Raw genomic sequence first — 25,723 nt, 5'->3', positions numbered from 1 at the left:
AGCCCCTACGGGGCGCATGGTAGCCCGATCCGCAGAGGAAAGGCGAGCCATGACGATCAACCACGCAGCACATGAGGCGCCGCAAGCCGTCGCGCCGCCCGATTTCACGCCCGCCGCGCCAAGATGGTTGGCGGCCGCCGGGCTGGCGGCCGGCCTCGGCGCGGTGGTCGCGTCTTCATGCTGCGTCATCCCGCTGGGGCTCGCCGCCCTGGGAGCGGGCGCGGGCGCCCTCGGCGGCCTCGAGGCGGTCGCCGCGTGGCGCATTCCGCTTCTGTCTGTCGCCGCCTTCGCTATCGTCGCGGGGTGGGTCGCGTGGCGGCGACAGCGGCCGGCCGCTTGCGCGCCCGGTTCGGCCTGCGCTTTGGCGGAGCGGTCATGGGCGACGCCGGCGCTGCTTCTGTGCGCTTCGCTTGTCGCCGCGACGGCGGCGGGTTGGAGCTATATCGACCCCGTGCTGCTGAAACTGTTCGCGGGGCGGTGATGCGACTCCTCTCGACGATCGCCTGCCCGTCATGCGGCCATCAATCGACCGAGACGATGCCGACGGACGCCTGCCAGTTCTTCTATGAATGCAAGGGCTGCGGGACGCTGTTGAGGCCCAGGCCCGGCGATTGCTGCGTATTCTGCTCTTACGGCGACGTTCCATGTCCGCCGATGCAGGAAGCGCGAAAGCCCGAAGGAGCGAAGGGCTGTTGTTCAGGAGCCGCCCCGTCCTGAGCGCCCGCGGCCTTCGCCGACGCGTATCAGCTTAGCTCGTCGACTTCGGCGAGCGGCAGCGTGAAGCTGACGATCGACCCGCCGCCCGGATTGGGACGCATCCAGATTCGTCCGTCATGCGCCTCGATGATCGAACGCGAGATCGACAAGCCGACATCGAGCCCTCTCGCCCTGAAGGCGACGAAGGGCTCGACGAACGCCGCCATCGCCTCGTCGCAAAATCCGGCGCCGGTGTCGGTCACGTCGACCTGGATATTATCGCCGGCGCAGGAGGTCGCGATGGTGAGCCGGCGCGAGGCGGCGCCATGCATGGCCGATATGGCGTTGCGGCTGAGATTGACGATCGCTTGCTCGATCTGAATCTTGTCCGCGACGACAAGATGTTTCCCCGCGTGAAATTCGAAGGCGACGTCGATATGCAGTTGCCGCGCGCTCTCATTGGCCAGCGTAAAGGCGTCTTGAATGAGGTCGTGGAGGCTCCAGAGCGTCTTGTCGAATTCGCCGCGCGACACGAATTCCCGAATGTGTCCGAGGAGCTTGCCGGCGCGCAGCGCCTGCTCGGCCGCGCGGTCCAGCGCCGTTTCGAGACTTGCCGGACGTCTTTCCTTAGGCATCCGCATGAGGCGCTGCGCCGCCCGCAAATAGCTCGTCGCGGCCGTCAAGGGCTGGCTGAGCTCATGCGCCAAGGCGGTCGCCATCTCGGCGATGACGGCGACGCGGTCCGCGTGAAGCTGCCGGCTCCGGGCCTCGGTCAAAAGCTCGGCGCGATCTCTTCCCGACGGGGGCGGTTCATTCGCGCGAGAGCGCTCCCCGCGATGGAGGATGTTCGTTACGTTGCTGTTCAAGGCGGTGTCTTCCGTCGCCGCGCCGCTGCGTCATTAGCAACACAATCAGGGCGTCAAGCAAGCGCGGCTTTGGAGACTCTGTCCCTGCAACGTCTCCTGCAGCCGGGCCATGGCTTTCTCCACCTGCTGAAAATCGCCGCGCAGGGCCTTGAGCGCGTAGCGCTCCTGATCGATCTCATGGCTCGTGCGGAAGCCGAGCCGCCGCAGCATGGGCAGAGGCGGACACCAGCCCTGCACGGCGTGCTGGAGCAGGAAGCCGGCCACGAAGGCGGGAAGAGCCAGCCAACGGCGGTCGGAGGCGAGCCCGAGCGTGAGCCCGACAAGCGCGAACGAGGCGGCGTTGGCCTCCAGCGCGCGCTCGATATCCCATTCGCGGTCGAGCTCCGCCAGCCTTTCTCCGATCTTGCCGGGATGAAGCGCGAAATAGACGAGCCGCTCCAGCATCTCCTCGTGGATCATGCTGTTGACGGCGTCGGATGTGTGAAGCTGGACCCGGTCGGCTGTCCGTTCGGTCAATTCGGCTGCGGTCATCGGGGAGGCCTCTCTCCTGCCAACCGGCAACCGGCGGGCCGCCCGGAAGTTCCGGTCCCCGAGGCCGCGCGGCTCTTTACCGCGAGGGCGTCCTGCGCTAAACCCCGCCGGTAACGAGCCCTTCGCGTTACCGCGCGGGGCTTTTGCCGTTTTTTGAAGCGCGAAGACAAGATCATGGCGAATGTGGCGGTGATCGGCGCCCAATGGGGCGACGAGGGCAAGGGCAAGATCGTCGACTGGCTGTCGCTGGAGGCGGACGTGGTCGTGCGCTTCCAGGGCGGCCACAATGCCGGCCACACGCTCGTCATCGACGGCAAGACCTACAAGCTCGCGCTGCTGCCCTCGGGCATTGTGCGGCCGGGCAAGCTTTCGGTCGTCGGCAATGGCGTCGTGATCGATCCTCACTTCCTTGTCGGCGAGATCGACCGGCTGCGGGAGCAGGGCGTCGAGATCACGCCCGCTAATTTCAAGGTGGCCGAAAATGCGCCGCTCATTCTCTCGCTTCACCGCGAGCTCGACGCCCATCGCGAGGAGGGCGCGGGCGGCGGGGCCAAGATCGGCACCACCAAGCGCGGCATCGGCCCCGCTTATGAGGACAAGGTCGGCCGCCGCTCCATCCGCCTGATGGACCTCGCCGAGCCGGATACGCTCGACGACAAGATCGCGCGCGTCCTCGCCCATCACAATCCGCTGCGCCGGGGCCTCGGCCTGCCGGAGGTTTCGCCGGCCGCGCTGCGCGAGGAACTGCTCTCGGTCGCGCCGAAGATCCTGCCCTTCATGGACGCCGTCTGGGACCTGCTGGACGAGCAGCGCCGCGCCGGCAAGCGCATTCTTTTCGAGGGCGCGCAGGGCGTGCTGCTCGACGTCGATCACGGCACCTATCCTTATGTGACGTCCTCCAACACGGTGGCGGCGTCGGCCGCGAGCGGCTCAGGGCTCGGGCCCGGCGCGATCGGCTATGTGCTGGGCATCGCCAAGGCCTATACGACGCGCGTGGGCGGCGGGCCGTTCCCGACGGAGCTAAACGACGCGACCGGCGAGCTGATCGGGGATCGCGGCCATGAATTCGGCACCAATACGGGCCGGCGGCGCCGCTGCGGCTGGTTCGACGCCGTGCTGACGCGCCAGGCCGTCAAGACCTCCGGCATCAACGGCGTCGCGCTGACCAAGCTCGACATTCTCGACGGCTTCGACGAGATTAAGATCTGCACGCATTACATGCTCGACGGCAAGCGCATCGACCGCCTGCCGGCCTCGCAATCGGCGCAGGCGCGGGTGACGCCCGTCTATGAGAGCTTCCCCGGCTGGAACGAGACGACGAGCGGCGCGCGGAGCTGGGCCGAACTGCCGGCGCAGGCGATCAAATATGTTCGCCGCATCGAGGAGCTGATCGGCGCGCCCGTCGCGCTGCTCTCCACCAGCCCGGAGCGCGACGACACCATCCTGGTGCATAATCCTTTCCAGGATTGATGGGCGCGGCGTGCTTGCCTGATTCATTCTCATCACGGCGCCGCCCCCCACCCACGATCCCTCCCCGCCACTTCGTGGGGGGAGGGAGGTCGCCTTCCTTCCAGGACTGTGGATGTGGCCGGGTCGTGATTCCGAACGGCGCCGCTTCCCTCTCCCCTCTCCCCGTGAAAACGGGGAGAGGGGAGGGTGAGGGGCAAAGCCGCAGGGCGGGCTGTGCTCACGACGCCAGGCCAGGAGCAGGAGACAACGACGCATCTCGCGCGACGCCCTTCGCCTCTCACTTTGCCCTCTCCTCGCAAGCGGAGAGCGTGGCGGCGGCGCCTCACCTCCTCGGCGCGAGGAACTGCTTGATCCGCATCGTCAGCCGGTCCCTCACCTCGCGATAGCCGGCGAGGATCGCCTCGCGCGATCCCTGCCGCACCGTGGCGTCCGGCGTCGGCCAATAGACGACGTCGACCGCCATTGTGCGCGTGAACTCCAGCGCCTTGTGATGCGCTTCCGGCGAAAGCGTGACGATGAGGTCGAAGTTGGAGTCCTCGAGGTCCTCGAATGTGTGCGGCTTGTGGCGCGACATGTCGACGCCGATCTCCTCCATCGCCACGGCGGCGAAAGGATCGGGCTCGCCGCGCTTGATGCCGGCAGAAGCGAAGTAGATCTCGCGGCCGAAATAATGGCGCGCGATCGCTTCCGCCATGGGCGAGCGCACCGTGTTCAGCGTGCAGGCGAAGAGGACGGATTGCGGGCGGTCGCCCATCGCCGTCACCCCTTCCAGTGCAGGGCCGTGATCAGCGTGAAGAGCCGCCGCGCCGTGTCGGTGTCGGTCTCGATCTTGCCTTTCAGCCGCTCGGCCAAAAGATGCGCCCCTTCATTATGCAAGCCGCGGCGCCCCATGTCGATCGCCTCGATCCGGCTCGGCGTCGCGGTGCGGATCGCGGCGTAATAGGCGTCGCAGATCATGAAGTAATCTTTGAGAATGCGCTTGAAAGGCGTGAGCGACAGAATGTGGGTGACCACGCTCGCGCCGTGGGGATCGCGTATGTCGAAGACGAGCTTCGCGTCCATCAGCGAAATGCACAGCGCGTAAGGCCCGCCATTATGGCCCACAAGCGCGAAGCTGTTCTCCTCGATCAGATCGTAGACCGCGATGGCGCGCTCATGCTCCTGATCCGCCGAGCCGCGCCCGATCGAGTTCTCGTCGAGCGTGACCGAGATCAGGCGATTCTGCGCGCCAGCGTCCACGCTACGCCCCGATCGAATTGAGGCGGATGGAGACCGAGCGGGCATGCGCCGTGAGGCCCTCCGCCTCGCCGAGCGTCACCGCCGCCGCGCCGATGGCGCGCAGCGAGGCCGCGTCGCATTTCAGGATGGAGGTGCGCTTCACGAAGTCGAGCACGTTCAAGCCGGAGGAGAAGCGCGCCGAGCGCGCCGTCGGCAGAACGTGATTGCTGCCGCCGACATAGTCGCCGACGGCTTCCGGCGTATAGCCGCCGATGAAGATGGCGCCGGCGTTGGACACGCGCGCCGCGAGCTCTTCGGCGTCCTCGCTGATGATCTCCAGATGCTCGGCGGCGATGCGGTCGGCGAGCGGCAGCGAGTCGGAGAGCTTCTCGACGAGGATCACCGCGCCATAGTCGCGCCAGGACTTGCCGGCGATCTCCGCGCGGGAGAGCGTCGAAAGATGGCGCTCGACGGCGGCGACCGTCGCGTCGGCGATCTCGGCGCTGTCGGTGATGAGGACGGACTGGGCGCTTTCGTCATGCTCGGCCTGCGCCAAAAGGTCGGCGGCGATCCAGTCGGGGTTGGCGGTCTTGTCGGCGAGGATCAGCACTTCCGACGGGCCGGCGATCATGTCGATGCCGACCTGGCCGAAGACGCGGCGCTTGGCCGCCGCGACCCAGGCGTTGCCGGGACCGACGATCTTGGCGACGGGCGCGATGGTCGCGGTTCCATAGGCCAGCGCCGCCACGGCCTGGGCGCCGCCGACGCGGTAGATTTCGTCAATGCCGGAGCGCTTGGCCGCGGCGAGCACCAAAGGCTCGACATGGCCGCCCGGCGTCGGCACGACCATGACGATGCGCTTCACGCCGGCGACCTTGGCCGGCACGACGTTCATGAGGACGGAGGACGGATAGGCCGCCGTGCCGCCCGGCACATAGAGGCCGACCGAATCGAGCGGCGACCAGCGCCAGCCGAGCTCGACGCCCGCCGCGTCGCGATAGCGCAGATCCTCGGGCCTCTGCTTCTCGTGGAAGGCGGCGATGCGCTCGAGCGCGAGATCGAGCGCGGCGAGCTGCTCCCCGGAGCATTTGGCTTCCGCCGCCGCTGCCTCGGCGGCCGAGACGGCGATGCCGGTTTGAGAGAGATCAATGCGGTCGAAGCGCCTGGAATAATCGATCAGCGCCTCGTCGCCCCGGGCGATCACGTCCTCGATGATGCCCCGGACGGTCGTGTCGACGTCCTGGGAGGACTCCCGCTTCATGGCGAGCAGGGACACGAACTGCTGCTCGAAATCAGGGGCGGCGGCGTCCAAACGCAGGGTCATTTCCATCTCCAACCGGGGTGCCCGGCTGTCATGGCCTTGCGCGAGCGCTTTCGTCAAGTTTGACGCGCGGCGAGTGCGAACGGGCCGCAAATGCGCGACGCGCCCCCAGCGGCGGGCGCGGGGCCGTCCGGCCGGGGAGGATTACCCGATCGCCCGCCTTTCCTCCGCCTTCGCGGGCTCAGGACGCGGAAGGACGCAGATCAAGGCTCGCAATCTCATGGCTCGGCCGCGCGGCGGTCTTCCAGCGCGGGCCGATATCGGTCAATTGCGCCTCGACGCATTCCACGTCGAGACAAATCGCCGCGCCGCCGGCGAAAGTCAGGCGGATGACGCCTCCCGGCGGCTCCGGCCCCGGCTCGAAGGTCACGGCGAGCAGATCGAGAATGGCGTCGGGCTGATCGCGGGAGACGCGGTTGCATCGCACCCGCTGCACGCCTTCGAAATGCAGGCCCGAGCGGCAGCGTTCGAGGCGTCCCTCCATCTCCGCCGCCCAGTCGAAGCGCGAGCCGACGAGCGCGAAGCGGCGCTTGGCCGGGAGGTAGGTTATGTCGCCGACGCGCACCAGCGCGTCCTGCAGATGCGCGGAAAGTAGCGCGAGATCTTCGCTGTCGAGCGCATGCAGACGCAGCGCGGGCGCATTCTCAAGCGGGGTTACGGCCATGCTGATCCTCCCTGCACGCGATATGGCGAGAGGCGCTGGCGGACGCAAGTGCGGGGATGCGCCGCTCCTGACGGCTTGGCGGTCGGCTTGGCTCCCACCCGCAAAATAAATGCGCCGATAGCGCTTTCGCCCTTCGCCAATAGCGGAAAGAGGGAACGCGCGAGCGATCGATTCAATAAAACCTCGCGTCGCCTTAGCCTGTTCTTTCGTCTTTTCGAGCGGTCGAAATTATGGCCTGATTCGGCGGCCAGCATTGCCCGACCGAGGAACATGACGATGACCGATATTTACGCCGGCTACGCCAGGGACATTTACACGGAGCCCTCCGGCGTCGACAGCGACACGCTGAAAAATCTCGGCCCCTTGCGTCCCATGGCCGGCGTCTGGCGCGGCGTGAAGGGCGTGGACGTCAATCCCAAGGCCGAAGGCCCCGAGACGCAGGCCTATATCGAACGCTTCACGCTCGAACCTATCGATCCGCAGACCAACGGGCCGCAACTCTTCTACGGGCTGCGCTATCACCAGCATGTCGTCAAGCCGGGCGAGACGGAGACCTATCACGACCAGATCGGCTATTGGCTGTGGGAGCCCGCGACGGGCGTCATCATCCAGACGCTCGCCATTCCGCGCGGGCAGACCGCGATGGCGGCCGGCAGGGCGACGCCCGACGCCAGGGAATTCGAGCTCGTCGCGACGCGAGGGCTCACCACCTACGGCGTCTGCTCCAATCCCTTTCTGGAAGAGGCCTTCCGCACCGACGAATATCGCATCAAGGTCACGATCAACGGCGACGGGACCTGGTCCTATGACGAAATCACGACGCTGATGGTGAATGGCGAGACGCCTTTCCAGCACCGCGACAGCAACACGCTCGTGAAGGTCGGAGACGCCGCGCTCAACCCTCTGGCGCCGGCGACGCGGCGATAAAATTCTCGGCGAAGGATTATCAGAAGGACGCGGCGTAATCGGCCGCCCCCGTCATTGCGAGGAGCGAAGCGACGAAGCAATCCAGAGCCGCGGCGAGGCCCTGGATTGCTTCGCTCCGCTCGCAATGACGGCGCGGTCGGGTAGTCATAAGAGCGTTTCCCCGCCGCCGATCACGCATATGGCCGCCGTCCGTCATTGCGAGGAGGCGCAGCCGACGAAGCCATCCAGAGCGCCGTCACGGCTCTGGATGGCTTCGCTTCGCTCGCAATGACGAGTGCGCCTACAGCGCCCCCTTCACCACCCGCGTTTTGCAGACGATGTCGTGAAGGCCTCTCTTCTCGTCGTCCCAAAGGATCATCAGGAAGCCATAGAAAAGCAGGATCGCCGACAGGAAATAGGCCAGATAGCGCCCCGTCGCGACGCCCCAGCCGATCCGCTCGCCATCGGCGCGGATCACATAAATGCCGAGCGCGCGCTTGCCCGGCGTGGCTTGCCAAGGGCCGGCGGTGAAATAGCCGTAATAGGCCAGGCCGACGATCAGGCCCAGAATCGCGCCGATGACGTTCCAGGTTTCGTCGCTCAGCGGGTCTTCGGTCCTTCCCGTGGCCACGGCCAGCAGGACGCCGACCATGACGGCGATCGCGAAGATAATCGCGGCCATGGCCAAATAGTCGATGACATAGGCGCCCAGCCGGGGGAAGAAGCCTGCATATTCGTAAGCCCGAGCCGCTTGCGGGGCCGTGGACGGCCCGACCGCCAAAGCCGCCGGGAAGCAGCTCGAAAATAGCGGGATCCTGGCGAGCTCGGTCCACTCCTCGCCGAGCCGCATCACGTTCGTCCGCGCGGTCGCTCTGCCCGTTTCGATCATCTTGACGAGTTGGAAGCCGGATATCGGCCCGACGATCTCCGAGTCGAGCCGGACGTAGAACTGTTCGTCGAGCGGACGAGGCGCCTGCGCATCGTCCTGCGTCGGAAGGTCGGACATTTCAATGTCTCCGGATGGGGAGCGGGCGCGGCCGGAGCCGCGCCTGAACCGATTTCCGGAAAAGCTAATGCAGGCCCGGCCGGCCAACAAGCGCCAAGGCGCGACGCGCGAACCGCGCGGGAGGGAGCCTCGAAGGAAAGCGGGGCCGGATCGCGCCGGCCCGTATCGACCGCCCCAGGAAACTCACCCGGCTTTCGGCGCCTCCGCGCAGCCCTGCTGCATCGCCTCCCGCCCGGCGGCGGCGATCTCTTCCGGCGTCATGTCGCGAATATGCGTCGCGATCGACCATTCATGCCCGAAAGGATCGACGACGATTCCGTAGCGGTCGCCCCAGAACATGTCGGCCACCGGCATTTTCACCGTGGCGCCGGCGGCGAGGGCCTGCGCGAAGACCTCGTCGACATTGGGCACGGCGAGGTGAAGAGTGACGGAGGAGCCCTTCAGCGCCTTGGGGCCGAGCGCGCCCCATTGCGGCATTTCGTCGACGAGCATCAGCGTGGAGTCGCCGATCTTCACCGCGGCGTGCATCAGCTTGCCGTCCGGCCCGGGCATGCGCATCAATTCCGTCGCGCCGAAAGCCTTCTTGTAGAATCCGATCGCCTCGGCGGCGCCGGCGCAGACGATATGCGGCGTCAGCGTATGCATGCCCTCGGGAACCGGTTTCACATTCTCGCCCATGGCGGCCTCTCCCTGGTTGACCTCAGCCGATCTTGCGGAGCGAAGCGCGCAGGGCCTCGGCGTCGCCCTGCGCGAGTTCTCTGTCCAGCGCCGCATGCGTCGCCCGCCATATGGGGACGGCCGCCGCCAGCGTCCCGCGCCCCGCTTCGGTCAGGGACAGGCGGCGCGTACGCCTGTCCTTCTCGCCGGCGGCGACGCTCACGAGCCCGCGCCGCTCCAGCGACTTCAACGCCGCCGTCAATGTCGTGCGGTCCATCGCGAGGAAGTCGGCGAGCTTGCCGACCGTCGGCGCCAGCGGGGCGCTCAACGCCATCATCAGCGAGAACTGCCCATTGGTGAGCCCGACCGGCGCGAAGGCGCGGTCGAAGCGCCGCGCAAGCAGGCGCGCGGCCCGCTGCGTCGCGAGGCAAAGGCAGGCGTCGCGAACCTCATGAACGACCTCGACGGGCAGCGTCTTTGACATGGCTTATTTATGTTGATACCAACATTTATGGGGCTTGTCCAGCCGAAGGAGCGGCATATGCATAAAGTGAGAACCTGCCTCGCTTTCCGGGATCAGGCGGAGGAAGCGGCGCGCTTCTACGTGTCGCTCATTCCCGGCTCCGAATTCGAAACCGCCTTCCGCCCGGAACCGGACGGGCCGGCGCTGACGGCCCTGTTCACGCTCGCGGGGACGCCCTATCAGGCGCTGAACATGGGCGATTACGTCACGCTCAACGACGCCGTCTCCATCTCTGTGACGACCAGGGATCAGGAGGAGACCGACCGGCTCTGGGGCGCGCTGCTCGCGGATGGCGGCGCGGAAAACCACTGCGGCTGGCTGAAGGATCGCTTCGGCCTCTCCTGGCAGATCGTGCCCGAGGCCCTGCCCCGCCTGCTCACCGACCCCGACCGCGCCGCCGCCGCCCGCGCCATGCAAGCCATGATGGGCATGGTGAAGCTCGACGTCGCGGCGCTGGAGAAAGCGTTTCGCGGGGAGTGACCGAGGCGGCGCAGCCTTGCGCCCGCGCATGATGCGCGCGATCCGGACCGGAAACTTATCCCCAGGCTGCAAATATCCTCCCTGATGCGTCCGCTTCGCCACGCAGGGGCGCCGTCACGATCCCCTCGCTGCGCTTCCTCGACCTCATCGTGCAATGCCTGTGCGAACGCCGCTGCATCGCCGCCATCGACAAGTCGCCCCCGTCAATCCAAGCCGAAAATGCGACAGATCCGCCCCAAACCAGATGAGTTTCGCCTATGCCTAACTTTCCCCGGACAGCCGTGCGTGGAAACGGGGAGAGGGGGCGATAGCGATAATCCTCGTAATCTGTGGCGAGCAACAATTCCCGATCTTTAGCCGCCGCCCCCAACCTCCCCTTTACGGGGAGGTCGGCGGTCGAAGACCGCCGGGTGGGGTTCGCCGGACCGCTCCGCCAATGTCGGATGCGTCATGTTGATCGCGGCAGCCGCTCGCGATACGGCTCGCCCCTCACTCCAACCCTCTCCCCGCAAAGCGGGGCGGGCTCGGGATCAGCGTTCTGAATGAAGGCCCGCGTTACTTCTTCATCTTCCCACAAAAACGCTGCGCCAGCGCGATGAGCTTGCGGTCCGTTCCGCGCCGTCCCACGAAGGAGAGGGCCACCGGCGCGTCGCTCGTCGGCAGCGGCAGGCTGATCTGCGGCAGGCCGAAATAGCTCGCGATGAGGAAGAGCCGCATCATCTGATAGCGCTTCGCGTCGAGCTGCTCCTCGCTCTCATTGAGGAGCGGCGCGCGGAACGGCGTCGTCGGCATGACGAGGAAGCCGTCCTCGCCGAGCAGCGCGTCGACGCGCTTCCCGGCCTCCTCGCCGAAGGCGATCGCCGCCTTCTTCTGATCCGGGGTCACCTTGGAAGCGATGGCGAAGCGCTCTTCGACGCCCTTGCCGAAGGTCGGATGGTTCGCCGTGATCCAGGCGCCATGCGACGCCCAAGCCTCATGCGCCTGAAGATTGCGGAAATGCGCGAGCGCGGTCTTGAAGAAGTCGTCGTCGAGCCGGCCCTCGCGCCACGGTCCGCTCTTCAGCAGGTCGACCGCCGGCGCCGCGGCGGCGGCGAATTCCGTTTCGACGCCGCGAAAGCCGTCGCTCAGCAGCACCGCGTGATTATATTCGCCGGCGCCGGAATCCTCCGGCAGCAGCACGCCGCCTACGGCCGCCATTCGCGAGAGGTCTCGTGCGAACCAGCCGATGACATCGAGAGAGGGCGCCAGCGGCACGACGCCGTCAATGGGGACGGCTCCGTGCGAGGAGCGAAATCCGAAGACGCCGCAAAAGGCCGCCGGCGCGCGGCAGGAGCCCGCCGTGTCCGTGCCGATGGCGAAATTGACGAGGCCGGCGGCGACGGCGACGGCGGAGCCGGAGGACGAGCCCCCCGGATGGCGATCCTGCGCCGCCGGATTGATCGGCGTGCCGAAATGCGGATTGGCGCCGAGAAGGCTATAGGCCATCTCGTCCATATGGGTTTTGCCGACGAGGCGCGCGCCGGCCGCCAGCAGCCTGTCGACGACGGATGCGTTGGCCTGCGCCGGCGGATGGGTGGACGCCCATTGAGGATGGCCGTTGGTCGTCGCCTGACCCTTGACGTCGATATTTTCCTTCACGACGAAGCTTGCGCCGGAAAGGGGACCGGGGCCGTCGACGCCTTCGTTGAGGACGACCGTCAATGCGCCGACATCGACTTTCATCGGGGCAAACCTCTCGCGCTGCTGCCGCCTACAAAGATACGGCGCCGGCGAGAATTTTCTCATAAAGCGCCAAATCCAAGGCGGCATATATAGAACGCTCGGAAGACCCAAAAAAGACAGGGTCGGCGATCCCGCGCGGATCGAAGCCCTCGGCCGCAAGCTCGCGCTTGCGGTGCTTGAAGGTCTCCGTGATCTCGAGACCTTGCGACAGACGCAGGAAGAGCGGGCGCGCATAGGCCGGCAGTTGCGCCGCAAGGTGGGAGTACAGGCCGTCGAGATCGAAGCCTTCGCCCGCGACGACGGCCGCCATGCCCGCGCGGCCGTCGCGCCCGGGAATCTCGACGCCATAGACATTCACGTCCAGGACGCCCGGAAAAGCGGCGATGGCCTGGGCGACTTCCGCCGTCGCCACATTCTCGCCCTTCCATCGGAAAGTGTCGCCGACGCGGTCGACGAAATAGAAGAAGCCGCGCGCATCCTTGCGCATCAGATCGCCGCTGCGCATCCAGGCGTCGCCCGGCTTGAAGACGTTGCGCAGAATCTTCTTCTCGGAGGCCGCGCGATCGAGATAGCCCTCGAAATCGCCGGCGATGCGCGCAATGGCCTCGCCCGCCTCGTCGGCGCCGCAGGCGATGCAGAAGCCGTCGGCGCCCCGCGCGGGCGCATCGTTCTCCGGCTCGTATCTGATAATCCGCACGACCTGACTCGCGGCGAGAAAGCCGGGAATCCGGCCGATGGCGCCGGGCTCGCCCTCGACATTGTAGAGCGAGAAATTGCTCTCGGTCGCCGCGTAGAATTCGAGAATGCGCGGAATGGCGAAACGCTGCTCGAAGACGGGCCAGACCTCCGGCCGCAGCCCATTGCCGACCGCCATGCGCAGCCGGTGCTTCTTTTCGGCGGCGCTTGCGGGCGCGTTGGCGAGATAGCGGCAGAGCTCGCCGATATATTGAAACAAGGTGCAGTCATATTTGACGACGTCGCTCCAGAAGGCGCTCGCCGAAAAGCGCTCGCGCAGCGCCACCGAGCCGCCGCCGAGCAGCGGCGCAAAGATCGCGACGACGCCGCCGACGGAATGGTAAAGCGGCAGGCAGTTATACATGCGGTCGCCGGGCGTGACGTCGATGAGCCCGCAGAACCACAGCGCCCAATTGAGCACGCGCCTATGCGATACGATTGCCGCCTTGGGCAGGCCGGTGGTGCCGGAGGTGTAGATGTAGAGCGCGTGATCTGCGACGGTCGGCCGCGATTCTTCGTCGTCTTGGAGCGGCGCGGCCGAAAGCGCTGAAAGCTCCTCTTCCAGCGCGTCGCCGCAAATGACGAGGCGCGCGCCGCATTCCCGCGCGGCGGGCGCGCAATTTTCGGCGAAAGCGGGCGAGACGAGAACGGCGCGCGGCGCCGCAATCCGGATGCAGTGGGCGAGCGCCGGTCCGGCGAGATTATTGTTGATCAGCGCGACGACGACGCCGATCCGCGTGAGGCCGAGCCATATGGCGACATAGTCGGGCCGGCTCTCCATCGCCAAGGCGACCGCGTCGCCCTTTGCGAGTCCCTGAGCGAGGCCCCAGCGCGCATAGCGGCGCGCCCGCTCGGCAAGCTCACGAAAGGTGAAGCCGCCGCGCTCGGAGAGAATGGCCGGCGCATCGCCGCGCGCTTGCGCGACTTCCTCGAGAGCGATGGGAAGCGTGCGAAGCGGATTCTCGCCGATCGACGCGGTGAGCTTCAGCGCGCGCAGCCAGTCCTTATTGACCGAGCGGCCCGCCGCCGGCGCCGGATTATGGAGAGTCGCGCCCTGGGGCGTCATGGTCTTGTCACCGTCCGAAATGGGCGCCGCGCGCCAAATGCGCCTAGCTTCAATCATATCCAATAATCCCCAGAAAATCTGAAGGAAAGAATGCCGCTTCGTTAGGGTTACGATGCGCTTTTCGTCGCGGCGCCCGCGAAAGCCGCTTAAATGTTTAGACGATTTATCCGCATCCCGCCTCATGCTCCCTGGCGATGCGGGCCACGGCGGCGCCGCCGCGGGAGGCAAATCACATGCGTAACGAAACGATCGCGGTCCATGGCGGCTATGAGGGCGATCCGGCCACGCGCGCCGTCGCCGTGCCGATCTATCAGACGGTCGCTTACGAATTCGACAGCGCGGATCACGCGGCGGCGCTGTTCGATCTCGAGGAGGAGGGCTTCCGCTACAGCCGCATCGCCAATCCGACCGTCGCCGTGCTCGAGCGCCGCGTGGCGCAGCTTGAAGGCGGCGTCGGCGCGCTCGCCGTCTCGACAGGGCAGGCGGCGCTCTATTACGCCTTCGCCAACGTCGCCGACAGCGGCGGCAATATCGTTTCGGCGCCGATGCTTTACGGCACGACGCACACGCTGCTCCAGCATGTGATGGCGCGCCAGGGCGTGAAGGCGCGCTTTGCGGCGAGCGACTCTCCGGCCGATATGGCGGCGGCGATGGACGCCGACACCAAGGCCGTCTTCTGCGAGAGCGTCGGCAATCCGGCCGGAAACATCTGCGACATGCGCGCGCTCGCCGACATGGCGCATGCGCATGGCGTTCCGCTCATCGTCGACAATACGGTGGCGACGCCGATTCTCTGGCGGCCGATCGAGCATGGCGCGGACATCGTCGTGCACTCCATGACGAAATTCATGGGCGGCCACGGCGCGACGCTTGGCGGCGTCATCGTGGACGGCGGCAAATTCCCCTGGCGCGATTATCCGGCGCGCTTCCCGACCTTCAACGAGCCGGACGTTTCCTATCACGGCCTCGTCTATGTGGATCGCTTCGGCGAGAGCGCTTACATCGCCCGCGCGCGCAGCGTGTATCAGCGCACGACCGGCGCGGTTCTGGCGCCGCTCAACGCCTTCCTGCTGTTGCAGGGGCTGGAGACCGTCGCGCTGCGCGTCGAGCGCCACGTGGAGAATGCGCGCAAGGTGGCGGAATTCCTGCGCGACGATCCGCGCGTCGCATGGGTCAATTATGCGGGCTTTCCCGAGAGTCCCTATTACGCGCTGGCGCAAAAATATCTCGACGGCCGCGTGCCGTCGCTCCTGACCTTCGGCGTCAAGGGCGGATTGGAGGCGGGCAAGCGCGCCTACGACTCGCTGAAGATCGTCAAGCGGCTCGTCAATATCGGCGACGCCAAGTCGCTCGCCTGCCATCCGGCCTCGACGACGCATCGCCAGATGTCGCCGCAGGAGCAGGCGAAGGCCGGCGTCACGCCCGAGATGCTGCGGATCAGCGTGGGCATCGAGCATATTGACGACATTATCGAGGATCTGGACCGCGCGCTGACCGCGGCGACCAACGCCATGCGCAACCCCACCCTCGCGGAGGCCCCGCAATGACTGGACTCGCCCGCCGGCCCGGCGACGCGCTGGATGTCGCGCTCGTCAACAATATGCCGGACCAGGCCTTGTCCGCGACGCAGGCGCAATTTGCGCGCCTGGTTCGCGCCGGGGCGGACGGGCGGGAGATCCGTTGGCGCTGCTATTGGCTGCCGGGGCTCGAGCGCGGCGACGTCGCGCGGCGCTATCTCGAAAGAAGCCACGAGGATATCGAGGCGCTCTACCGTCGCGGCGCCGACGCGCTCATCGTGACGGGCTGCGAGCCGCGCGCCGCGCGGCTGGATCACGAGCCCTATTGGCCGCAAATGCAGACGCTGGTCGACTGGGCGCGCGCGCATACGCACTCGACGATCTGGTCATGCCTCGCGGCGCATGCGGCGACCCTGCATCTCGCCGGCGTCGAACGCCGTCGCATGCCGAAGAAGATCAGCGGCGTCTATTCTTTCTCACGCGCCGGCGAGCATTGGAGCGGGAAGGCGGAGGCGCCCGCATCGCTGACGCCGCATTCGCGCTACAACGATCTGCCCCGCAAGGAGCTGGAAAAACAGGGCTTCCGAATAGCCTCCTATTCCGACGAGGTCGGCGTCGACATGTATTGGCGCGAGGAGCCGAGCCTCTTCGTCTTCCTGCAAGGACATCCCGAATATGACGCCGACACGCTGCTGAAGGAATATCGCCGTGACGTTCTGCGGCGCCTTTCCGGCGAAAGAAGCGGCTATCCCGATCAGCCTGAAAACTATTTCAGCGCCGCGACGGCGCAAGAGCTCGACGCGCTGCGCGATCGCGTCGCGGCGGGCGATTGCGGCGACGCTGAAAGCGAGCTGACAAATATATTATCCGGGGAGGATTGCCGAAAGATCTGGGCCGCCGACACGTTGCGGCTCTACCGAAATTGGCTGAACGTCGTCTCCCAAAGGGCGGAAGCCCTGCGCGACAGCGCTTGAAAAAATCAGCTTCGCCGAATTGTGGGCGAACCTAGGCGGCCTCGTCCTTCGAGACGCGAGCTTCGCTCGCTCCTCAGGATGAGGCCTGAGCGTTTCACCCAGACTCAAAAGCCCCCTCATGCTGAGGAGCCTGCGCAGCGGGCGTCTCGAAGCATGAGGGGCGTCGCCATGGCTTTGTCAGCAGCTTTCGCGCACTGCCGGATCGCATGCGCGGCGCATTGCGCTAATGCGCGAGATCGCGAAGCAGGGCTTCGATATTTTCGATCGTGCGAAAATTCGCGGGAACCAGCTTCGAGCTCGGGATGGTGAGATCGAACTCGGCTTCGATCGACAGCATCAAATTGACCATCTGCATCGACGTCAGGCCGAGCTCCTGAAGGTCCTGATTATGCGCCACCTTTTCCTGAGCAGCGATGAATTGGCCGACGATCGCGTTGATGCGGGCGGTCGTCTGAAGCGTTGAGGCGTCCACGGTCTATCTCCAATATGTCGCGACACGAATGTGATCCAACGGTTAGAATTTTAGACGGAGCCAGTAAAGAAATGTCCGCGAATTAAATTACAATTGTAGGGGTTAACCTTTACTTCGACAATTTTCGAAAGAACATGGATTAATTGCGATCGTGAGCCTAACTTCGCCTCGGATACAGACGAACGGAAACAAGCCAAGCGAGGCGCATTATGTCGATGGCGGAAAACTTCGTGACGATCGATGCTCGCAGCAGGTTCGCGTGCGAGGACGATTTCTCGACCAGAATTGCGGCTGTCGCCGAGGTGGCGGCGCGGTTCGCCGGCGCGGTCGATCAGGAGGCGCGCTTTCCGAAGGAAGCGTTCGACGAGTTGAAGGCGCAGCGCCTTCTCGGCATTATTCTTCCGCGCGCCTATGGCGGCGAAGACCGCTCGGTCGCGGACGCGGCGCAAGTCTGCTACGCGCTGGGCCGCGTCTGCTCGTCGACGGCGATGATCTACGCCATGCATATGGCGAATGTCGCTTGCGTTCTGCATCACGGCGACAAGGGAGCGCGCTACGCCTCCTATCTGCGCCGCATCGGGGACGAGCAGATGCTGCTCGCCTCATCGACGACGGAGGGGCAGAACGGCGCGAATGTCCGCTCCAGCGCGTCGGCGATCATGCGCGAGGGCGATCGCATCTCGCTCGACCGCGACGCGTCGGTCGTCTCCTACGGCGCCGCCGCGGACGCGATCGTGACGACCGCGCGCCGCTCGCCGGAATCGCTTTCGAGCGACCAGGCGCTGGCGCTCTTCTTCAAGGAAGATTACCAGCTCGAACGCACCGTCAAATGGGACGTGATGGGCATGCGCGGCACGTGCAGCGAGGGCTTCCGCCTGCTCGCGAGCGGCGAGGCCGAGCAGGCGCTGCCCGAGCCCTATGACAAGATTCATCGGCGCAGCATGGTGCCGGTGACGCATATTCTATGGGCCGCCTGCTGGGCGGGCGTCGCCGCCGGAGCCGTGGAGCGCGCGCAGGGCTTCATCCGCAAGGTGTCGCGGGCGCAGAAGGGCAATCTGCCGCCGGGCGCGCCCTACGCCACGCAGGCGTCGCTTTCGCTGATGACGCTCGTCAATCTCGTCGATTCCGCTGTGGCGGATTATCTCGCCCGCGCGGCCGCTCCCGACGCGCTCGACGAGATCGCCTTCCAGACGTCGCTCAACCTTTTGAAGGTCAGCGCGTCGGACATTGCGATCTCGACGGTGATGCTCGCTTTCCAGGCCTGCGGAATCGCGGGTTACCGCAACGACAGCGAGTTCAGCGTCTCACGTCCGCTGCGCGACATTCTGTCGTCGTCGATCATGATCAACAACAATCGCATCCTCAACAATGTCGCGATGTCCTGCCTCATCGGCGGCGTTCCGGAGACGATCGTCAAGGCGCGGTGAGCGGGGAAGGAGAAGGGTCGATGGAAACGGCAACGCAGACAAAGCCGGTCGCGGACGAAAAGATCCTCGACCATCTCTTTCGCCCGATGGGCGTCGACGGCGTCTATGCGCGCACGCGCCAATATGAGGAGGTCGTCGACGCGTTGCAGCGGCTGATTTCCAAACATCGGCCCGAGGACGCCGAAATCTTCCGCTTCCCGCCGGTGATGAGTCTGCGGCAGCTCGAGAAGCAGGGCTATCTGAATAGCTTCCCGCAGCTTCTGGGCTGCGTCTGCGCGCTTCATGGAACGGAGGCCGACGTCGCCGCCGCCGTCGATCGCGCGAGGCAGGGCGCGGATTGGACCGAGGAAACGACCTCCGCGGATCTCGTGCTGAGCCCCGCGGCCTGCTATCCCGTCTATCCCATCGCGGCCGGGAAGGGCGCCGTGCCGGCGGAGGGTCTGACCTTCGACGTCGCGGCGGATTGCTTCCGGCATGAGCCGTCGACGAATCTCGACCGCCTGCAGTCGTTTCGCATGCGCGAATATGTGCGCATCGGCGCGCCGGCGCAGATCGCGACTTTCCGCGAACAATGGATGCAGCGCGCGCAGTCGATCGCGGAGTCGCTGCAGCTCCCTTATCATTTCGATCGCGCGAGCGATCCTTTCTTCGGCCGCGTCGGCCAATTGATGGCGGCGAACCAGATCGAGCAGGCGCTGAAGTTCGAACTGCTGATACCAGTGCGCGCGGAAGGCGCGCCGACGGCTTGCATGAGCTTTAACTACCATCGCGAACACTTCGGTAAGACCTGGGGTCTAATGGACGAAAGCGGCGAGCTTGCGCATTCCGGCTGCGTCGCCTTCGGCGTCGACAGGCTCACGCTCGCGCTCTTCGCGACGCATGGCCTCGAAACCGAGGCCTGGCCGCGAGGCGTTCTGGAAGTTCTTCGTTTGGATTGAGCCCGGATCAGGGCCCCTCGAGCAGAGTGAGATCGCGATGAGCGTCGACGACAAGATCGTTTTCTACCAGGGCAAGAATGTCGAAATGGAGCCTTGCCCGATCCATCCCGCCTGGGTGATCGAAGGCGCGCCGGTCGCGCGCAATTTCGTTCTCTCGCGCAGCACGGACGGCAGCGCCTCGACGCTGCTGTGGGATTGCACGGCGGGCGTGTTCGATTGGCGCTATGACGTCGACGAGACGGTCTATGTGCTCGAAGGCGCCGCGACGATCCGCGACGATGACGGCGTCGAGCACATTCTCGGCCCGGGCGACCATGCGCTGTTCCGCGCCGGCTCGCACGCCGTCTGGCGGGTGGACGGCTATATTCGCAAGGTGGCCTTCTGCCGGAATCCCGTGCCGCAGCCGGTGATGTTCGCGACGCGCGCTTTCCGGAAGATCGGCCGCATGCTCGGCCTCGCGCCGGCGTCCGATGCGCCGGCGATGTTCAGCAACGCTTGAGTAGCGAGCTCAGCCATGGCGTCTCCCGCGCAGCTTCGACCGGTTTCCCAAACCTGGACCTTTTTCCGGGGGGAGTGGCGTGACGGAAACGCGCCGATCCTCGGGCCGCGCACGCATGGCGTATGGCTCGGCTCGATGGTCTTCGACGGCGCCCGCGCTTTCGAGGGCGTGACGCCGGATCTCGATCTGCATCTCGCCCGCGTCAACAATTCCGCGCGCGAGATGCTGCTGGAGCCGTCGCTGACGGTGGAGGCCTGGCGCGCGCTCGTCGAGGACGGCCTGCGCAAATTCCCGCGCGATGCGCAGCTCTATATTCGCCCGATGTATTGGGCGGAGGAAGGGCTCGGCGGCGGCGTCCGCTTCGAGCCCAATTCGACCAATTGGTGCCTGACGATCTATGAGGCGCCCATGCCGGCTCCCAAGGGCGGCGCGATCACGCTTTCGCCCTTCCGGCGCCCCACCGCCGAAACGGCTCCCGTCGGCGCCAAGGCGAGCTGCCATTACGCCAATGGCGCGCGCGCCTTGATCGAGGCGGCGAAGCGCGGCTTCGACAATTGCCTGATGCGCGACATGCTCGGCAATATCGCCGAGTTTGCGAATTCGAACGCCTTTCTGGCGAAGGACGGCGTCGTCTTCACGCCGGCGCCGAACGGAACCTTTCTTAACGGCGTCACGCGCCAGCGCGTGATCGGATTGCTGCGCGCCGACGGCGTGCAGGTGGTCGAGACGTCGCTTTCCTATGACGACTTCCTGAAGGCGGACGAGATTTTTTCGACCGGCAATTTCCAGAAGGTCGCGCCGATGTCGCGCATCGACGAAAGAACGCTCGAGGCGGGACCTATATATCGGCGCGCCCGCGCGCTCTATTGGGACTTCGCGCATTCGCGGCCGACGATGCGCATCGCGTCGTGACGGTCGGATGACGCGCCCGGCCGGGCGTCGTTACGCGCGCGCCAGCGCCTCGCTTCTGATCCTGGAGAGCGACCCCGTCGGCGAGATGCGGTCCGGGTCGATCATCAGATGTATGATCGACGGGAGGCCCGACGCGCGCGCGGCGGCGAAGGCTTGCGGGAACTCGCTCGTGCGCTCGACGCGCGCGCCGAAGCCGCCGAAGGCGCGGGCATAGGCCGCGAAATCCGGATTGCGCAGATCGGTGCCGATCACGCGCGCGGGATAGTTGCGCTCTTGATGCATGCGGATCGTCCCGTAGCTGGCGTTGTCGCAAATGACGACGACGATCGGCAGCTCATATTGCACGGCGGTCGCGAATTCCTGGCCGTTCATCAGGAAGTCGCCGTCGCCATTGAGCGACAGAACGAGCCGTTCGGGGTAGAGGCGCTGGATCGCGACGGCGGCGGGGACGCCATAGCCCATTGTCGCGGAGGTCGGCGCGAAATGCGAGCCGTAGCGGCGGAAGCGGAAATAGCGGTGAATCCAGGCGGCGTAATTTCCCGCGCCGTTGCAGATGACGGCGTCCTCGGGGAGATTGTCCGAAAGCCAGATCATGGTCTGAGCTAGGTCAACCTCGGCCGAGGGCGTGAAGCTGCGGGAGAAATCGAGATATTCTTGATGCGCCGCGCGGGTCTCCTCGCGCCAACCGATCCGCGCAGGCGGCGCAAGCGTCGTCAGCGCGTCGACGAAGGGCTTAGGAGAAGCGTGAATGGCGAGGGCCGGCGCATAGACGCGGCCGAATTCCTCGGCCTGCGGATAGACATGCACGAAGCGCGTCCGGGGAGCCGGAATATCAAGGAGCGTATATCCCTGCGAGGGGATTTCGCCGAGGCGCCCGCCGATGAGCACGAAGAGATCGCTTCGTTTCGCACGCGCGACGAGCTTAGGATTGGCGGCGAGGCCGAGATCGCCGGCATAGCATTCATGCAGCGGATCGAAGAGCGGCAGGCGGCGATAGCTCGTCGCGACCGGCATGTCGAAAGCGCGCGCCCAATCCATCATCCTGCGCGAGGCGGATTGGTCCCAGCGCGCGCCGCCGAGGACGAAAAGCGGACGCTCGGCCGAGGCGATCATTTCGGCGAGCCGCGCCATGGCGTCGGCGCCGGGCGCGGTCTCGATGGCGGACGCGGCGGGGCAGGCCACGGGGCTCACGCGCTCTTCGAGCATGTCCTTGGGCAGCGCCAGCGCCACCGGGCCGGGGCGTCCGCCCATGGCCACATGAAAGGCGCGGGAGACATATTCGGCCATGCGCGCGCCGTCGTCGATCTCGGCGGTCCATTTGGTCTGGCCGCCGAACATGGCGCGATAGTCGACCTCCTGAAAGGCGCCGCGTTCGCGGTTGGCCCGCTCGATCTGGCCGATGAAAAGGATCATCGGCGTCGAGTCGTGCTGCGCGATATGCACGCCCGCAAAGGCGTTGGCGGCGCCGGGCCCGCGCGTGACGAAGCAGATGCCGGGGCGTCCCGTCGCCTTGCCATAGGCGTCCGCCATCATCGCGGCGCCGGCCTCGTTGCGGCAGACGGTGAGCTTGACGTTGCTTTCGTAGCAAGCGTCGAGCACGGCGAGATAGCTCTCGCCCGGCACGCAGAAGATGTGATCGACGCCATTGACGACGAGCTGATCGACAAGCGCCTGCGCGGCGGAAATTTCGGTCACGGCTTTCACTCGGGCGCCCGTCCTTTGGGTGTTACGGTCCGAAGAGGACGCTCTCGCAGAAAGAGAGATCGCCGAGGCGCGGACGCTGCGGCCCCTTGAAATATTTCGGTCCCCGATCCCGGAAGAACTTGCCGAACAGGCCGGGGATTTTCTCGCTCGCGTCGACCAGCACGGTCGGATGGCCGTGACGCAGCAGCTCGCGGCCGAGCGGGCCCGCGAAGCGCTGAAAATCCGCGATATCGCGGCAATAGACGAGCTGAAGCGTCGGGAACAGGCCCTTGAGCAAACGTCTCGGCAGGAAGACGAAAGGATGCGCTTCCCGCTTTTCGTGCACGACGAAGGCGAGGCATCCGCGCTCGACATGGGCGACGAGGAGATCTCGCTCCTGCGGCGTGAGGGCGTCGCCATAATCGCGCTTCCCGTCGAAGGGACGCACGCGCGCATTGGCGGTCCAGCGGCTCAAGGCCGGGAGGGCGATCATCTGCCCGTTGCAATAGCGGCGAAATCCCTGCGCCTCGATCACGCGCCAGGTGTGAACCGAGGGAGAGATGTTCACATAGGTGACGTCCTTGTGGCGGACCGCGGCGGCGATGAGCAGGGAGGCGTAGCCGCGATAGGGCTCGTCCACATACCAGCTCGAAATATTGCAGCGGATTTGCTTGTCGCCGGTCTTCGTGAAGATCATGAGAATGACGCCGACGGGGGCGCCCTCATGCTCCAGCATATAGCCGAAGCGCGGATAGCCTTCCGGCGCGTCGCGTCGCGCGAGGGTCTCCAGCGCGCGACGCCAGTAGTCGGGCGTGCGGTCGGGGAAGCCGCGCGTGAGCAGCCCGGCGAGCGCCGGCGCGTCCGTCTCGGCGATCATTCTGCACCGGATTCTCGGTGTGACGTCCTGGGTCATTTTCGCTTAACCATCGTTCTGAACGTTCACCATTCATGGCCGAACTACTTGCGGATTGAAGATAAAAATAGCTAGGTCTTCCTTAGCCGACAATGAAGAGGCGCCCGACAATGAGCATACGGTTAACAGTGCTTTCCGTGATGGAAGAAGTCGCCGCGGAGCAGCAAAAGAAGCTTGCGCCTCTCGCGGACGATACGGTTCTCGCAAATTCCGGACTCGACTCGCTTTGCTTCGCGATCATCGTCGCGCGGCTCGAGGACGCGCTCGGCGCCGATCCGTTCACCGCGTCCGAGGAAGTCTATTTTCCGGTGACGCTCGCGGATTTCGTCGCGCTTTACGAAAATGTCGCGACCGCTTGATCTTCGCGCCCTCGCGCGCGCCGCGGCGCCGGGCGACGATGCGCGTCTTTGCGCGCCTCTCGGCGAAATATCCTGGCGCGCGGCGATCGAGGGAACGGTCCTTGGCGGCCGCCGCGCGGCGCTTGCGGGCAAATCCGTCCTGATCGGCGTCACGTCGCAATATGCCGCGGCGCTCGCCATGATGGAGCTCGACGGCGTCGTCGCGCGCATGGTGATCACGCCGCCGGATTTCACGCCGGATCGACTGGCCTCGGCAATCGCGCAGGCCGGCGTCGACGCGGTCGTCTGCGACGACGAGACGAAGGATTTCGGAACGCAGACGCCGCGCCTTCTCCTTTCCGGGCCCGCGCATGACGCGTCGACGCGCCCGGAGCCGGTCGCCACCGAATGGGTCTTGCCGACATCGGGAACGACGGGCGCGCCGAAGCTCGTCGCGCATCGACTCGACGGCCTGCTCGGGGCCATGCGGCGGCGCGCCGCCCATGAGCCGGCGCCGATATGGGCGACGTTCTACGACATTCGCCGGTATGGCGGCATGCAGATCTTTCTGCGCGCGGCGACGAGCGGCGCGACGTTGGTCCTGACCGGCGCCGACGAGCCGCTCGCCGATCACGTGTCGCGCATGGCGCGGGCCGGCGTGACGCATTTGTCCGGCACGCCGTCGCATTGGCGCCGCCTGCTGATGAGCCCCGACGCTGCGCGCATTTCTCCCGCTTATCTTCGCCTCTCCGGCGAGATCGCGGATCGCGCCATTCTGGAGAGCCTCGCGGCCTTCTATCCGAAGGCGAAGATCGTTCACGCCTATGCGTCGACGGAGGCGGGCGTCGGCTTCGAGGTGACGGACGGGCGGGAAGGTTTTCCGGCCGCCTATCTCGACGGGCTTTCCGGCGTCGAGATGCGGGTCGTCGACAATTCGTTGCGCCTCAGATCGCGGCGCACGGCGGATCGCTATATCGGCCGCGACGACCCGCGGCTTGCGGACGACGAGGGTTTCGTCGACACCGACGACCTCGTCGAGCGCGTCGGCGATCGCTTCTATTTCAAGGGCCGGCGCGCCGGCACGATCAATGTCGGCGGATTGAAGGTGCATCCCGAAGAGGTCGAGCAGGTGATCAACATGCATGAGGCGGTGCGCATGTCGCTCGTGAAGGCGCGGCGCAATCCAATCACCGGCGATCTGATCGTCGCGCAGGTAATGTTGAAGGAAGGCGACGCGTCGCCGGAACGAAGGCGCGCGGTGAAGGACGAGATCCTCGCAACCTGCCGCGCGCGGCTCGAACGCCACAAGGCGCCGGTCTCGATCGACTTCGTGGCGTCTCTCGCCATGTCGGCGGGCGGCAAGCTTCTGCGCGGGCAAGCGTGATGCGCAATGTCATCGTCACCGGCGGCAGCAGGGGCCTCGGCCTTGCGATTTCCGTTCGTCTCGTCGCCGAGGGATTTCGCGTCGTCGCCGTGGCGCGCAAGGAGAGCGACGAATTGCGCGAGCGGATCGCCGGCAGCGGCGGCGCGCTCTCCTTCGCGGCGCTCGATCTCGCGGCGCTCGACGCCATTCCGGACTTCGTCCTTCGACTGAAGAAGGAGTTCGGCGCGCCCTACGGCCTCGTCAACAATGCGGGGCTCGGCACGGAAGGCCTGCTCGCGACCATGCATAATTCGCAGATCGAGACGCTTACGCGCGTCAATGTGACGGCGCCGATCATTCTGTCGAAATATGTCGTGCGCAACATGATGTCGGCGGGCGGCGGGCGCATCGTCAACGTCTCGTCCATCATCGCCTCGACCGGCTATAGCGGCTTGGCCGTCTATGGCGCGACGAAGGCGGCTCTGGTCGGCTTCACGAAGTCGCTGTCGCGCGAAGTGGGGCGCATGGGCGTCACCGTCAACGCCGTGGCGCCGGGCTTCATCGAGACGGAGATGACCGCGTCGCTCGGCGCGGAGGATCGCGCCAAGATCGCCGGCCGCGCCGCGCTCCGCCGATTGGCCGCGCCGGAGGATGTCGCGAACGCGGTGGCCTTCCTTCTGGACGACAAGGCCGGCAACGTCACCGGGACAGTGATCACGGTGGATGCGGGCGCGACGGCTTGAGCGCCGAGGCGCGGCGCTCTTCGCCAGCCCGAGGCGGCGCGTTAACCGTCCGTTAACCATGACGCCGCAGTCTGCGATTCGCC

Annotated in this window: 29 protein-coding genes; 14 read left to right on the top strand and 15 right to left on the bottom strand. The window is 66.0% G+C overall.

From position 1 onward, the window contains the following. Positions 1-49 precede the first annotated feature (49 nt). Complete coding sequence (locus ACV7JP_RS18905) at positions 50-481, top strand: mercury transporter MerT (RefSeq protein WP_457797188.1); 432 nt, start codon at positions 50-52, stop codon at positions 479-481. Continuing rightward, entirely contained in the window at positions 481-717 is a 237-nt protein-coding gene (locus tag ACV7JP_RS18900; protein ID WP_457797187.1) for a GDCCVxC domain-containing (seleno)protein, read from the top strand. The genes ACV7JP_RS18905 and ACV7JP_RS18900 overlap by 1 nt, the downstream gene beginning before the upstream one ends. 26 nt (positions 718-743) lie before the next feature. Here ACV7JP_RS18900 and ACV7JP_RS18895 read toward each other — a convergent pair whose 3' ends face one another. Together ACV7JP_RS18895 and ACV7JP_RS18890 are read right to left on the bottom strand one after the other, a co-directional pair. Further along, positions 744-1,472, bottom strand: a complete 729-nt coding sequence (locus tag ACV7JP_RS18895; protein ID WP_457797186.1) for a sensor histidine kinase — start codon at positions 1,470-1,472, stop codon at positions 744-746. 135 nt (positions 1,473-1,607) lie between these two features. Beyond that, on the bottom strand, positions 1,608-2,093 hold the full coding sequence (locus ACV7JP_RS18890; protein ID WP_457797185.1) for a YgaP family membrane protein: 486 nt from the start codon (positions 2,091-2,093) through the stop codon (positions 1,608-1,610). Positions 2,094-2,267: 174 nt separating this feature from the next. Between ACV7JP_RS18890 and ACV7JP_RS18885 the strand changes: the two genes are divergently transcribed. Next, a complete protein-coding gene (locus ACV7JP_RS18885) occupies positions 2,268-3,563 on the top strand; it encodes an adenylosuccinate synthase (RefSeq protein WP_457797184.1) in 1,296 nt (431 codons plus the stop codon). Positions 3,564-3,885: 322 nt separating this feature from the next. Here ACV7JP_RS18885 and ACV7JP_RS18880 read toward each other — a convergent pair whose 3' ends face one another. The 4 genes from ACV7JP_RS18880 to ACV7JP_RS18865 all read right to left on the bottom strand — a co-directional run bounded on the left by ACV7JP_RS18880 (position 3,886) and on the right by ACV7JP_RS18865 (position 6,766). Continuing rightward, positions 3,886-4,317: an arsenate-mycothiol transferase ArsC gene (locus ACV7JP_RS18880; protein WP_457797183.1), complete on the bottom strand. Its 432-nt coding sequence runs from the start codon at positions 4,315-4,317 to the stop codon at positions 3,886-3,888. Positions 4,318-4,322: 5 nt separating this feature from the next. After that, positions 4,323-4,847 carry a UPF0262 family protein gene (locus ACV7JP_RS18875; protein WP_457797182.1) on the bottom strand — a complete coding sequence of 175 codons (525 nt, stop codon included), beginning with the start codon at positions 4,845-4,847 and terminating at the stop codon, positions 4,323-4,325. Then, complete coding sequence (gene hisD, locus ACV7JP_RS18870; RefSeq protein WP_457797181.1) at positions 4,804-6,105, bottom strand: histidinol dehydrogenase; 1,302 nt, start codon at positions 6,103-6,105, stop codon at positions 4,804-4,806. Before hisD ends, ACV7JP_RS18875 begins: the two co-directional genes overlap by 44 nt. A gap of 178 nt (positions 6,106-6,283) precedes the next feature. Then, on the bottom strand, positions 6,284-6,766 hold the full coding sequence (locus ACV7JP_RS18865; RefSeq protein ID WP_457797180.1) for a DUF2948 family protein: 483 nt from the start codon (positions 6,764-6,766) through the stop codon (positions 6,284-6,286). Between the two features lie 276 nt (positions 6,767-7,042). On the opposite strand from ACV7JP_RS18865, the gene ACV7JP_RS18860 reads away from it, so the two are divergent. Next, complete coding sequence (locus ACV7JP_RS18860) at positions 7,043-7,693, top strand: FABP family protein (RefSeq protein WP_457797179.1); 651 nt, start codon at positions 7,043-7,045, stop codon at positions 7,691-7,693. A 19-nt stretch (positions 7,694-7,712) separates the two neighbouring features. Here ACV7JP_RS18860 and ACV7JP_RS18855 read toward each other — a convergent pair whose 3' ends face one another. From ACV7JP_RS18855 to ACV7JP_RS18840, 4 genes are all read right to left on the bottom strand, one after another. Further along, a complete protein-coding gene (locus ACV7JP_RS18855; protein WP_457797178.1) occupies positions 7,713-7,841 on the bottom strand; it encodes a hypothetical protein in 129 nt (42 codons plus the stop codon). Between the two features lie 132 nt (positions 7,842-7,973). Next, positions 7,974-8,678: an RDD family protein gene (locus tag ACV7JP_RS18850; protein WP_457797177.1), complete on the bottom strand. Its 705-nt coding sequence runs from the start codon at positions 8,676-8,678 to the stop codon at positions 7,974-7,976. A gap of 183 nt (positions 8,679-8,861) precedes the next feature. Beyond that, positions 8,862-9,356, bottom strand: a complete 495-nt coding sequence (locus tag ACV7JP_RS18845; protein ID WP_457797176.1) for a VOC family protein — start codon at positions 9,354-9,356, stop codon at positions 8,862-8,864. A 22-nt stretch (positions 9,357-9,378) separates the two neighbouring features. Next, positions 9,379-9,819: a MarR family winged helix-turn-helix transcriptional regulator gene (locus ACV7JP_RS18840; protein ID WP_457797175.1), complete on the bottom strand. Its 441-nt coding sequence runs from the start codon at positions 9,817-9,819 to the stop codon at positions 9,379-9,381. Between the two features lie 57 nt (positions 9,820-9,876). Here ACV7JP_RS18840 and ACV7JP_RS18835 point away from each other — a divergent pair, with 57 nt between their 5' ends. Next, positions 9,877-10,338, top strand: coding sequence for a VOC family protein (locus ACV7JP_RS18835; protein WP_457797174.1), 462 nt, complete (start codon positions 9,877-9,879; stop codon positions 10,336-10,338). 555 nt (positions 10,339-10,893) lie between these two features. Here ACV7JP_RS18835 and ACV7JP_RS18830 read toward each other — a convergent pair. Both ACV7JP_RS18830 and ACV7JP_RS18825 read right to left on the bottom strand, forming a co-directional pair. Continuing rightward, positions 10,894-12,060: an amidase gene (locus ACV7JP_RS18830; RefSeq protein ID WP_457797173.1), complete on the bottom strand. Its 1,167-nt coding sequence runs from the start codon at positions 12,058-12,060 to the stop codon at positions 10,894-10,896. A 28-nt stretch (positions 12,061-12,088) separates the two neighbouring features. Then, positions 12,089-13,861 (bottom strand): long-chain-acyl-CoA synthetase, encoded by a 1,773-nt coding sequence (locus ACV7JP_RS18825; RefSeq protein ID WP_457799120.1) that lies wholly within the window; start codon positions 13,859-13,861, stop codon positions 12,089-12,091. 233 nt (positions 13,862-14,094) lie between these two features. Between ACV7JP_RS18825 and ACV7JP_RS18820 the strand changes: the two genes are divergently transcribed. After that, positions 14,095-15,408, top strand: a complete 1,314-nt coding sequence (locus ACV7JP_RS18820) for an O-acetylhomoserine aminocarboxypropyltransferase/cysteine synthase family protein (protein WP_457797172.1) — start codon at positions 14,095-14,097, stop codon at positions 15,406-15,408. Beyond that, a complete protein-coding gene (locus tag ACV7JP_RS18815; protein ID WP_457797171.1) occupies positions 15,405-16,352 on the top strand; it encodes a homoserine O-acetyltransferase/O-succinyltransferase family protein in 948 nt (315 codons plus the stop codon). Before ACV7JP_RS18820 ends, ACV7JP_RS18815 begins: the two co-directional genes overlap by 4 nt. 223 nt (positions 16,353-16,575) lie before the next feature. On the opposite strand, the gene ACV7JP_RS18810 is transcribed toward ACV7JP_RS18815, so the two are convergent. Beyond that, entirely contained in the window at positions 16,576-16,824 is a 249-nt protein-coding gene (locus tag ACV7JP_RS18810; RefSeq protein WP_457797170.1) for a phosphopantetheine-binding protein, read from the bottom strand. Between the two features lie 230 nt (positions 16,825-17,054). Here ACV7JP_RS18810 and ACV7JP_RS18805 point away from each other — a divergent pair, with 230 nt between their 5' ends. Genes ACV7JP_RS18805 through ACV7JP_RS18790 form a run of 4 tightly spaced genes read left to right on the top strand, consistent with a single transcriptional unit; the run spans position 17,055 to position 20,600 of the window. Next, positions 17,055-18,251 (top strand): acyl-CoA dehydrogenase family protein, encoded by a 1,197-nt coding sequence (locus ACV7JP_RS18805; protein WP_457797169.1) that lies wholly within the window; start codon positions 17,055-17,057, stop codon positions 18,249-18,251. A gap of 20 nt (positions 18,252-18,271) precedes the next feature. Next, positions 18,272-19,189 carry an amino acid--[acyl-carrier-protein] ligase gene (locus ACV7JP_RS18800; RefSeq protein ID WP_457797168.1) on the top strand — a complete coding sequence of 306 codons (918 nt, stop codon included), beginning with the start codon at positions 18,272-18,274 and terminating at the stop codon, positions 19,187-19,189. A gap of 37 nt (positions 19,190-19,226) precedes the next feature. Further along, a complete protein-coding gene (locus tag ACV7JP_RS18795; protein ID WP_457797167.1) occupies positions 19,227-19,688 on the top strand; it encodes a cupin domain-containing protein in 462 nt (153 codons plus the stop codon). Between the two features lie 15 nt (positions 19,689-19,703). Further along, a complete protein-coding gene (locus ACV7JP_RS18790; RefSeq protein ID WP_457797166.1) occupies positions 19,704-20,600 on the top strand; it encodes a branched-chain amino acid aminotransferase in 897 nt (298 codons plus the stop codon). 30 nt (positions 20,601-20,630) lie between these two features. Here the strand turns inward: ACV7JP_RS18790 and ACV7JP_RS18785 are convergent, their stop codons facing one another. After that, the gene (locus ACV7JP_RS18785) at positions 20,631-22,304 is read right to left on the bottom strand and encodes a thiamine pyrophosphate-binding protein (protein ID WP_457797165.1); all 1,674 of its coding nucleotides are present in this window, start codon (positions 22,302-22,304) and stop codon (positions 20,631-20,633) included. Between the two features lie 22 nt (positions 22,305-22,326). Next, a complete protein-coding gene (locus tag ACV7JP_RS18780) occupies positions 22,327-23,160 on the bottom strand; it encodes an acyl-CoA acyltransferase (RefSeq protein ID WP_457797164.1) in 834 nt (277 codons plus the stop codon). A gap of 146 nt (positions 23,161-23,306) precedes the next feature. Between ACV7JP_RS18780 and ACV7JP_RS18775 the strand changes: the two genes are divergently transcribed. The 3 genes from ACV7JP_RS18775 to ACV7JP_RS18765 are packed head-to-tail and all read left to right on the top strand — an operon-like array spanning position 23,307 to position 25,640. Then, complete coding sequence (locus tag ACV7JP_RS18775) at positions 23,307-23,555, top strand: acyl carrier protein (protein WP_457797163.1); 249 nt, start codon at positions 23,307-23,309, stop codon at positions 23,553-23,555. Continuing rightward, positions 23,539-24,918: a class I adenylate-forming enzyme family protein gene (locus tag ACV7JP_RS18770; RefSeq protein ID WP_457797162.1), complete on the top strand. Its 1,380-nt coding sequence runs from the start codon at positions 23,539-23,541 to the stop codon at positions 24,916-24,918. The genes ACV7JP_RS18775 and ACV7JP_RS18770 overlap by 17 nt, the downstream gene beginning before the upstream one ends. After that, positions 24,918-25,640: an SDR family NAD(P)-dependent oxidoreductase gene (locus ACV7JP_RS18765; RefSeq protein WP_457797161.1), complete on the top strand. Its 723-nt coding sequence runs from the start codon at positions 24,918-24,920 to the stop codon at positions 25,638-25,640. The genes ACV7JP_RS18770 and ACV7JP_RS18765 overlap by 1 nt, the downstream gene beginning before the upstream one ends. Positions 25,641-25,723: the final 83 nt, after the last annotated feature.

The organism is Methylocystis sp. S23, from assembly GCF_054106005.1.
This window is presented reverse-complemented; position numbering and strand designations above follow the sequence as displayed.

What these genes read in the sequence shown, in the direction of transcription:
- ACV7JP_RS18905 (WP_457797188.1), top strand. Translation starts at nt 50, where the DNA reads ATGACGATCAACCACGCAGCACATGAGGCGCCGCAAGCCGTCGCGCCG.
- ACV7JP_RS18900 (WP_457797187.1), top strand. Translation starts at nt 481, where the DNA reads ATGCGACTCCTCTCGACGATCGCCTGCCCGTCATGCGGCCATCAATCG.
- ACV7JP_RS18890 (WP_457797185.1), bottom strand. Translation starts at nt 2,093, where the DNA reads ATGACCGCAGCCGAATTGACCGAACGGACAGCCGACCGGGTCCAGCTT.
- ACV7JP_RS18885 (WP_457797184.1), top strand. Translation starts at nt 2,268, where the DNA reads ATGGCGAATGTGGCGGTGATCGGCGCCCAATGGGGCGACGAGGGCAAG.
- ACV7JP_RS18880 (WP_457797183.1), bottom strand. Translation starts at nt 4,317, where the DNA reads ATGGGCGACCGCCCGCAATCCGTCCTCTTCGCCTGCACGCTGAACACG.
- ACV7JP_RS18875 (WP_457797182.1), bottom strand. Translation starts at nt 4,847, where the DNA reads ATGCCCGCTCGGTCTCCATCCGCCTCAATTCGATCGGGGCGTAGCGTG.
- hisD (WP_457797181.1), bottom strand. Translation starts at nt 6,105, where the DNA reads ATGACCCTGCGTTTGGACGCCGCCGCCCCTGATTTCGAGCAGCAGTTC.
- ACV7JP_RS18865 (WP_457797180.1), bottom strand. Translation starts at nt 6,766, where the DNA reads ATGGCCGTAACCCCGCTTGAGAATGCGCCCGCGCTGCGTCTGCATGCG.
- ACV7JP_RS18860 (WP_457797179.1), top strand. Translation starts at nt 7,043, where the DNA reads ATGACCGATATTTACGCCGGCTACGCCAGGGACATTTACACGGAGCCC.
- ACV7JP_RS18855 (WP_457797178.1), bottom strand. Translation starts at nt 7,841, where the DNA reads ATGACTACCCGACCGCGCCGTCATTGCGAGCGGAGCGAAGCAATCCAG.
- ACV7JP_RS18850 (WP_457797177.1), bottom strand. Translation starts at nt 8,678, where the DNA reads ATGTCCGACCTTCCGACGCAGGACGATGCGCAGGCGCCTCGTCCGCTC.
- ACV7JP_RS18845 (WP_457797176.1), bottom strand. Translation starts at nt 9,356, where the DNA reads ATGGGCGAGAATGTGAAACCGGTTCCCGAGGGCATGCATACGCTGACG.
- ACV7JP_RS18840 (WP_457797175.1), bottom strand. Translation starts at nt 9,819, where the DNA reads ATGTCAAAGACGCTGCCCGTCGAGGTCGTTCATGAGGTTCGCGACGCC.
- ACV7JP_RS18835 (WP_457797174.1), top strand. Translation starts at nt 9,877, where the DNA reads ATGCATAAAGTGAGAACCTGCCTCGCTTTCCGGGATCAGGCGGAGGAA.
- ACV7JP_RS18830 (WP_457797173.1), bottom strand. Translation starts at nt 12,060, where the DNA reads ATGAAAGTCGATGTCGGCGCATTGACGGTCGTCCTCAACGAAGGCGTC.
- ACV7JP_RS18825 (WP_457799120.1), bottom strand. Translation starts at nt 13,861, where the DNA reads ATGACGCCCCAGGGCGCGACTCTCCATAATCCGGCGCCGGCGGCGGGC.
- ACV7JP_RS18820 (WP_457797172.1), top strand. Translation starts at nt 14,095, where the DNA reads ATGCGTAACGAAACGATCGCGGTCCATGGCGGCTATGAGGGCGATCCG.
- ACV7JP_RS18815 (WP_457797171.1), top strand. Translation starts at nt 15,405, where the DNA reads ATGACTGGACTCGCCCGCCGGCCCGGCGACGCGCTGGATGTCGCGCTC.
- ACV7JP_RS18800 (WP_457797168.1), top strand. Translation starts at nt 18,272, where the DNA reads ATGGAAACGGCAACGCAGACAAAGCCGGTCGCGGACGAAAAGATCCTC.
- ACV7JP_RS18795 (WP_457797167.1), top strand. Translation starts at nt 19,227, where the DNA reads ATGAGCGTCGACGACAAGATCGTTTTCTACCAGGGCAAGAATGTCGAA.
- ACV7JP_RS18790 (WP_457797166.1), top strand. Translation starts at nt 19,704, where the DNA reads ATGGCGTCTCCCGCGCAGCTTCGACCGGTTTCCCAAACCTGGACCTTT.
- ACV7JP_RS18780 (WP_457797164.1), bottom strand. Translation starts at nt 23,160, where the DNA reads ATGATCGCCGAGACGGACGCGCCGGCGCTCGCCGGGCTGCTCACGCGC.
- ACV7JP_RS18775 (WP_457797163.1), top strand. Translation starts at nt 23,307, where the DNA reads ATGAGCATACGGTTAACAGTGCTTTCCGTGATGGAAGAAGTCGCCGCG.
- ACV7JP_RS18770 (WP_457797162.1), top strand. Translation starts at nt 23,539, where the DNA reads ATGTCGCGACCGCTTGATCTTCGCGCCCTCGCGCGCGCCGCGGCGCCG.
- ACV7JP_RS18765 (WP_457797161.1), top strand. Translation starts at nt 24,918, where the DNA reads ATGCGCAATGTCATCGTCACCGGCGGCAGCAGGGGCCTCGGCCTTGCG.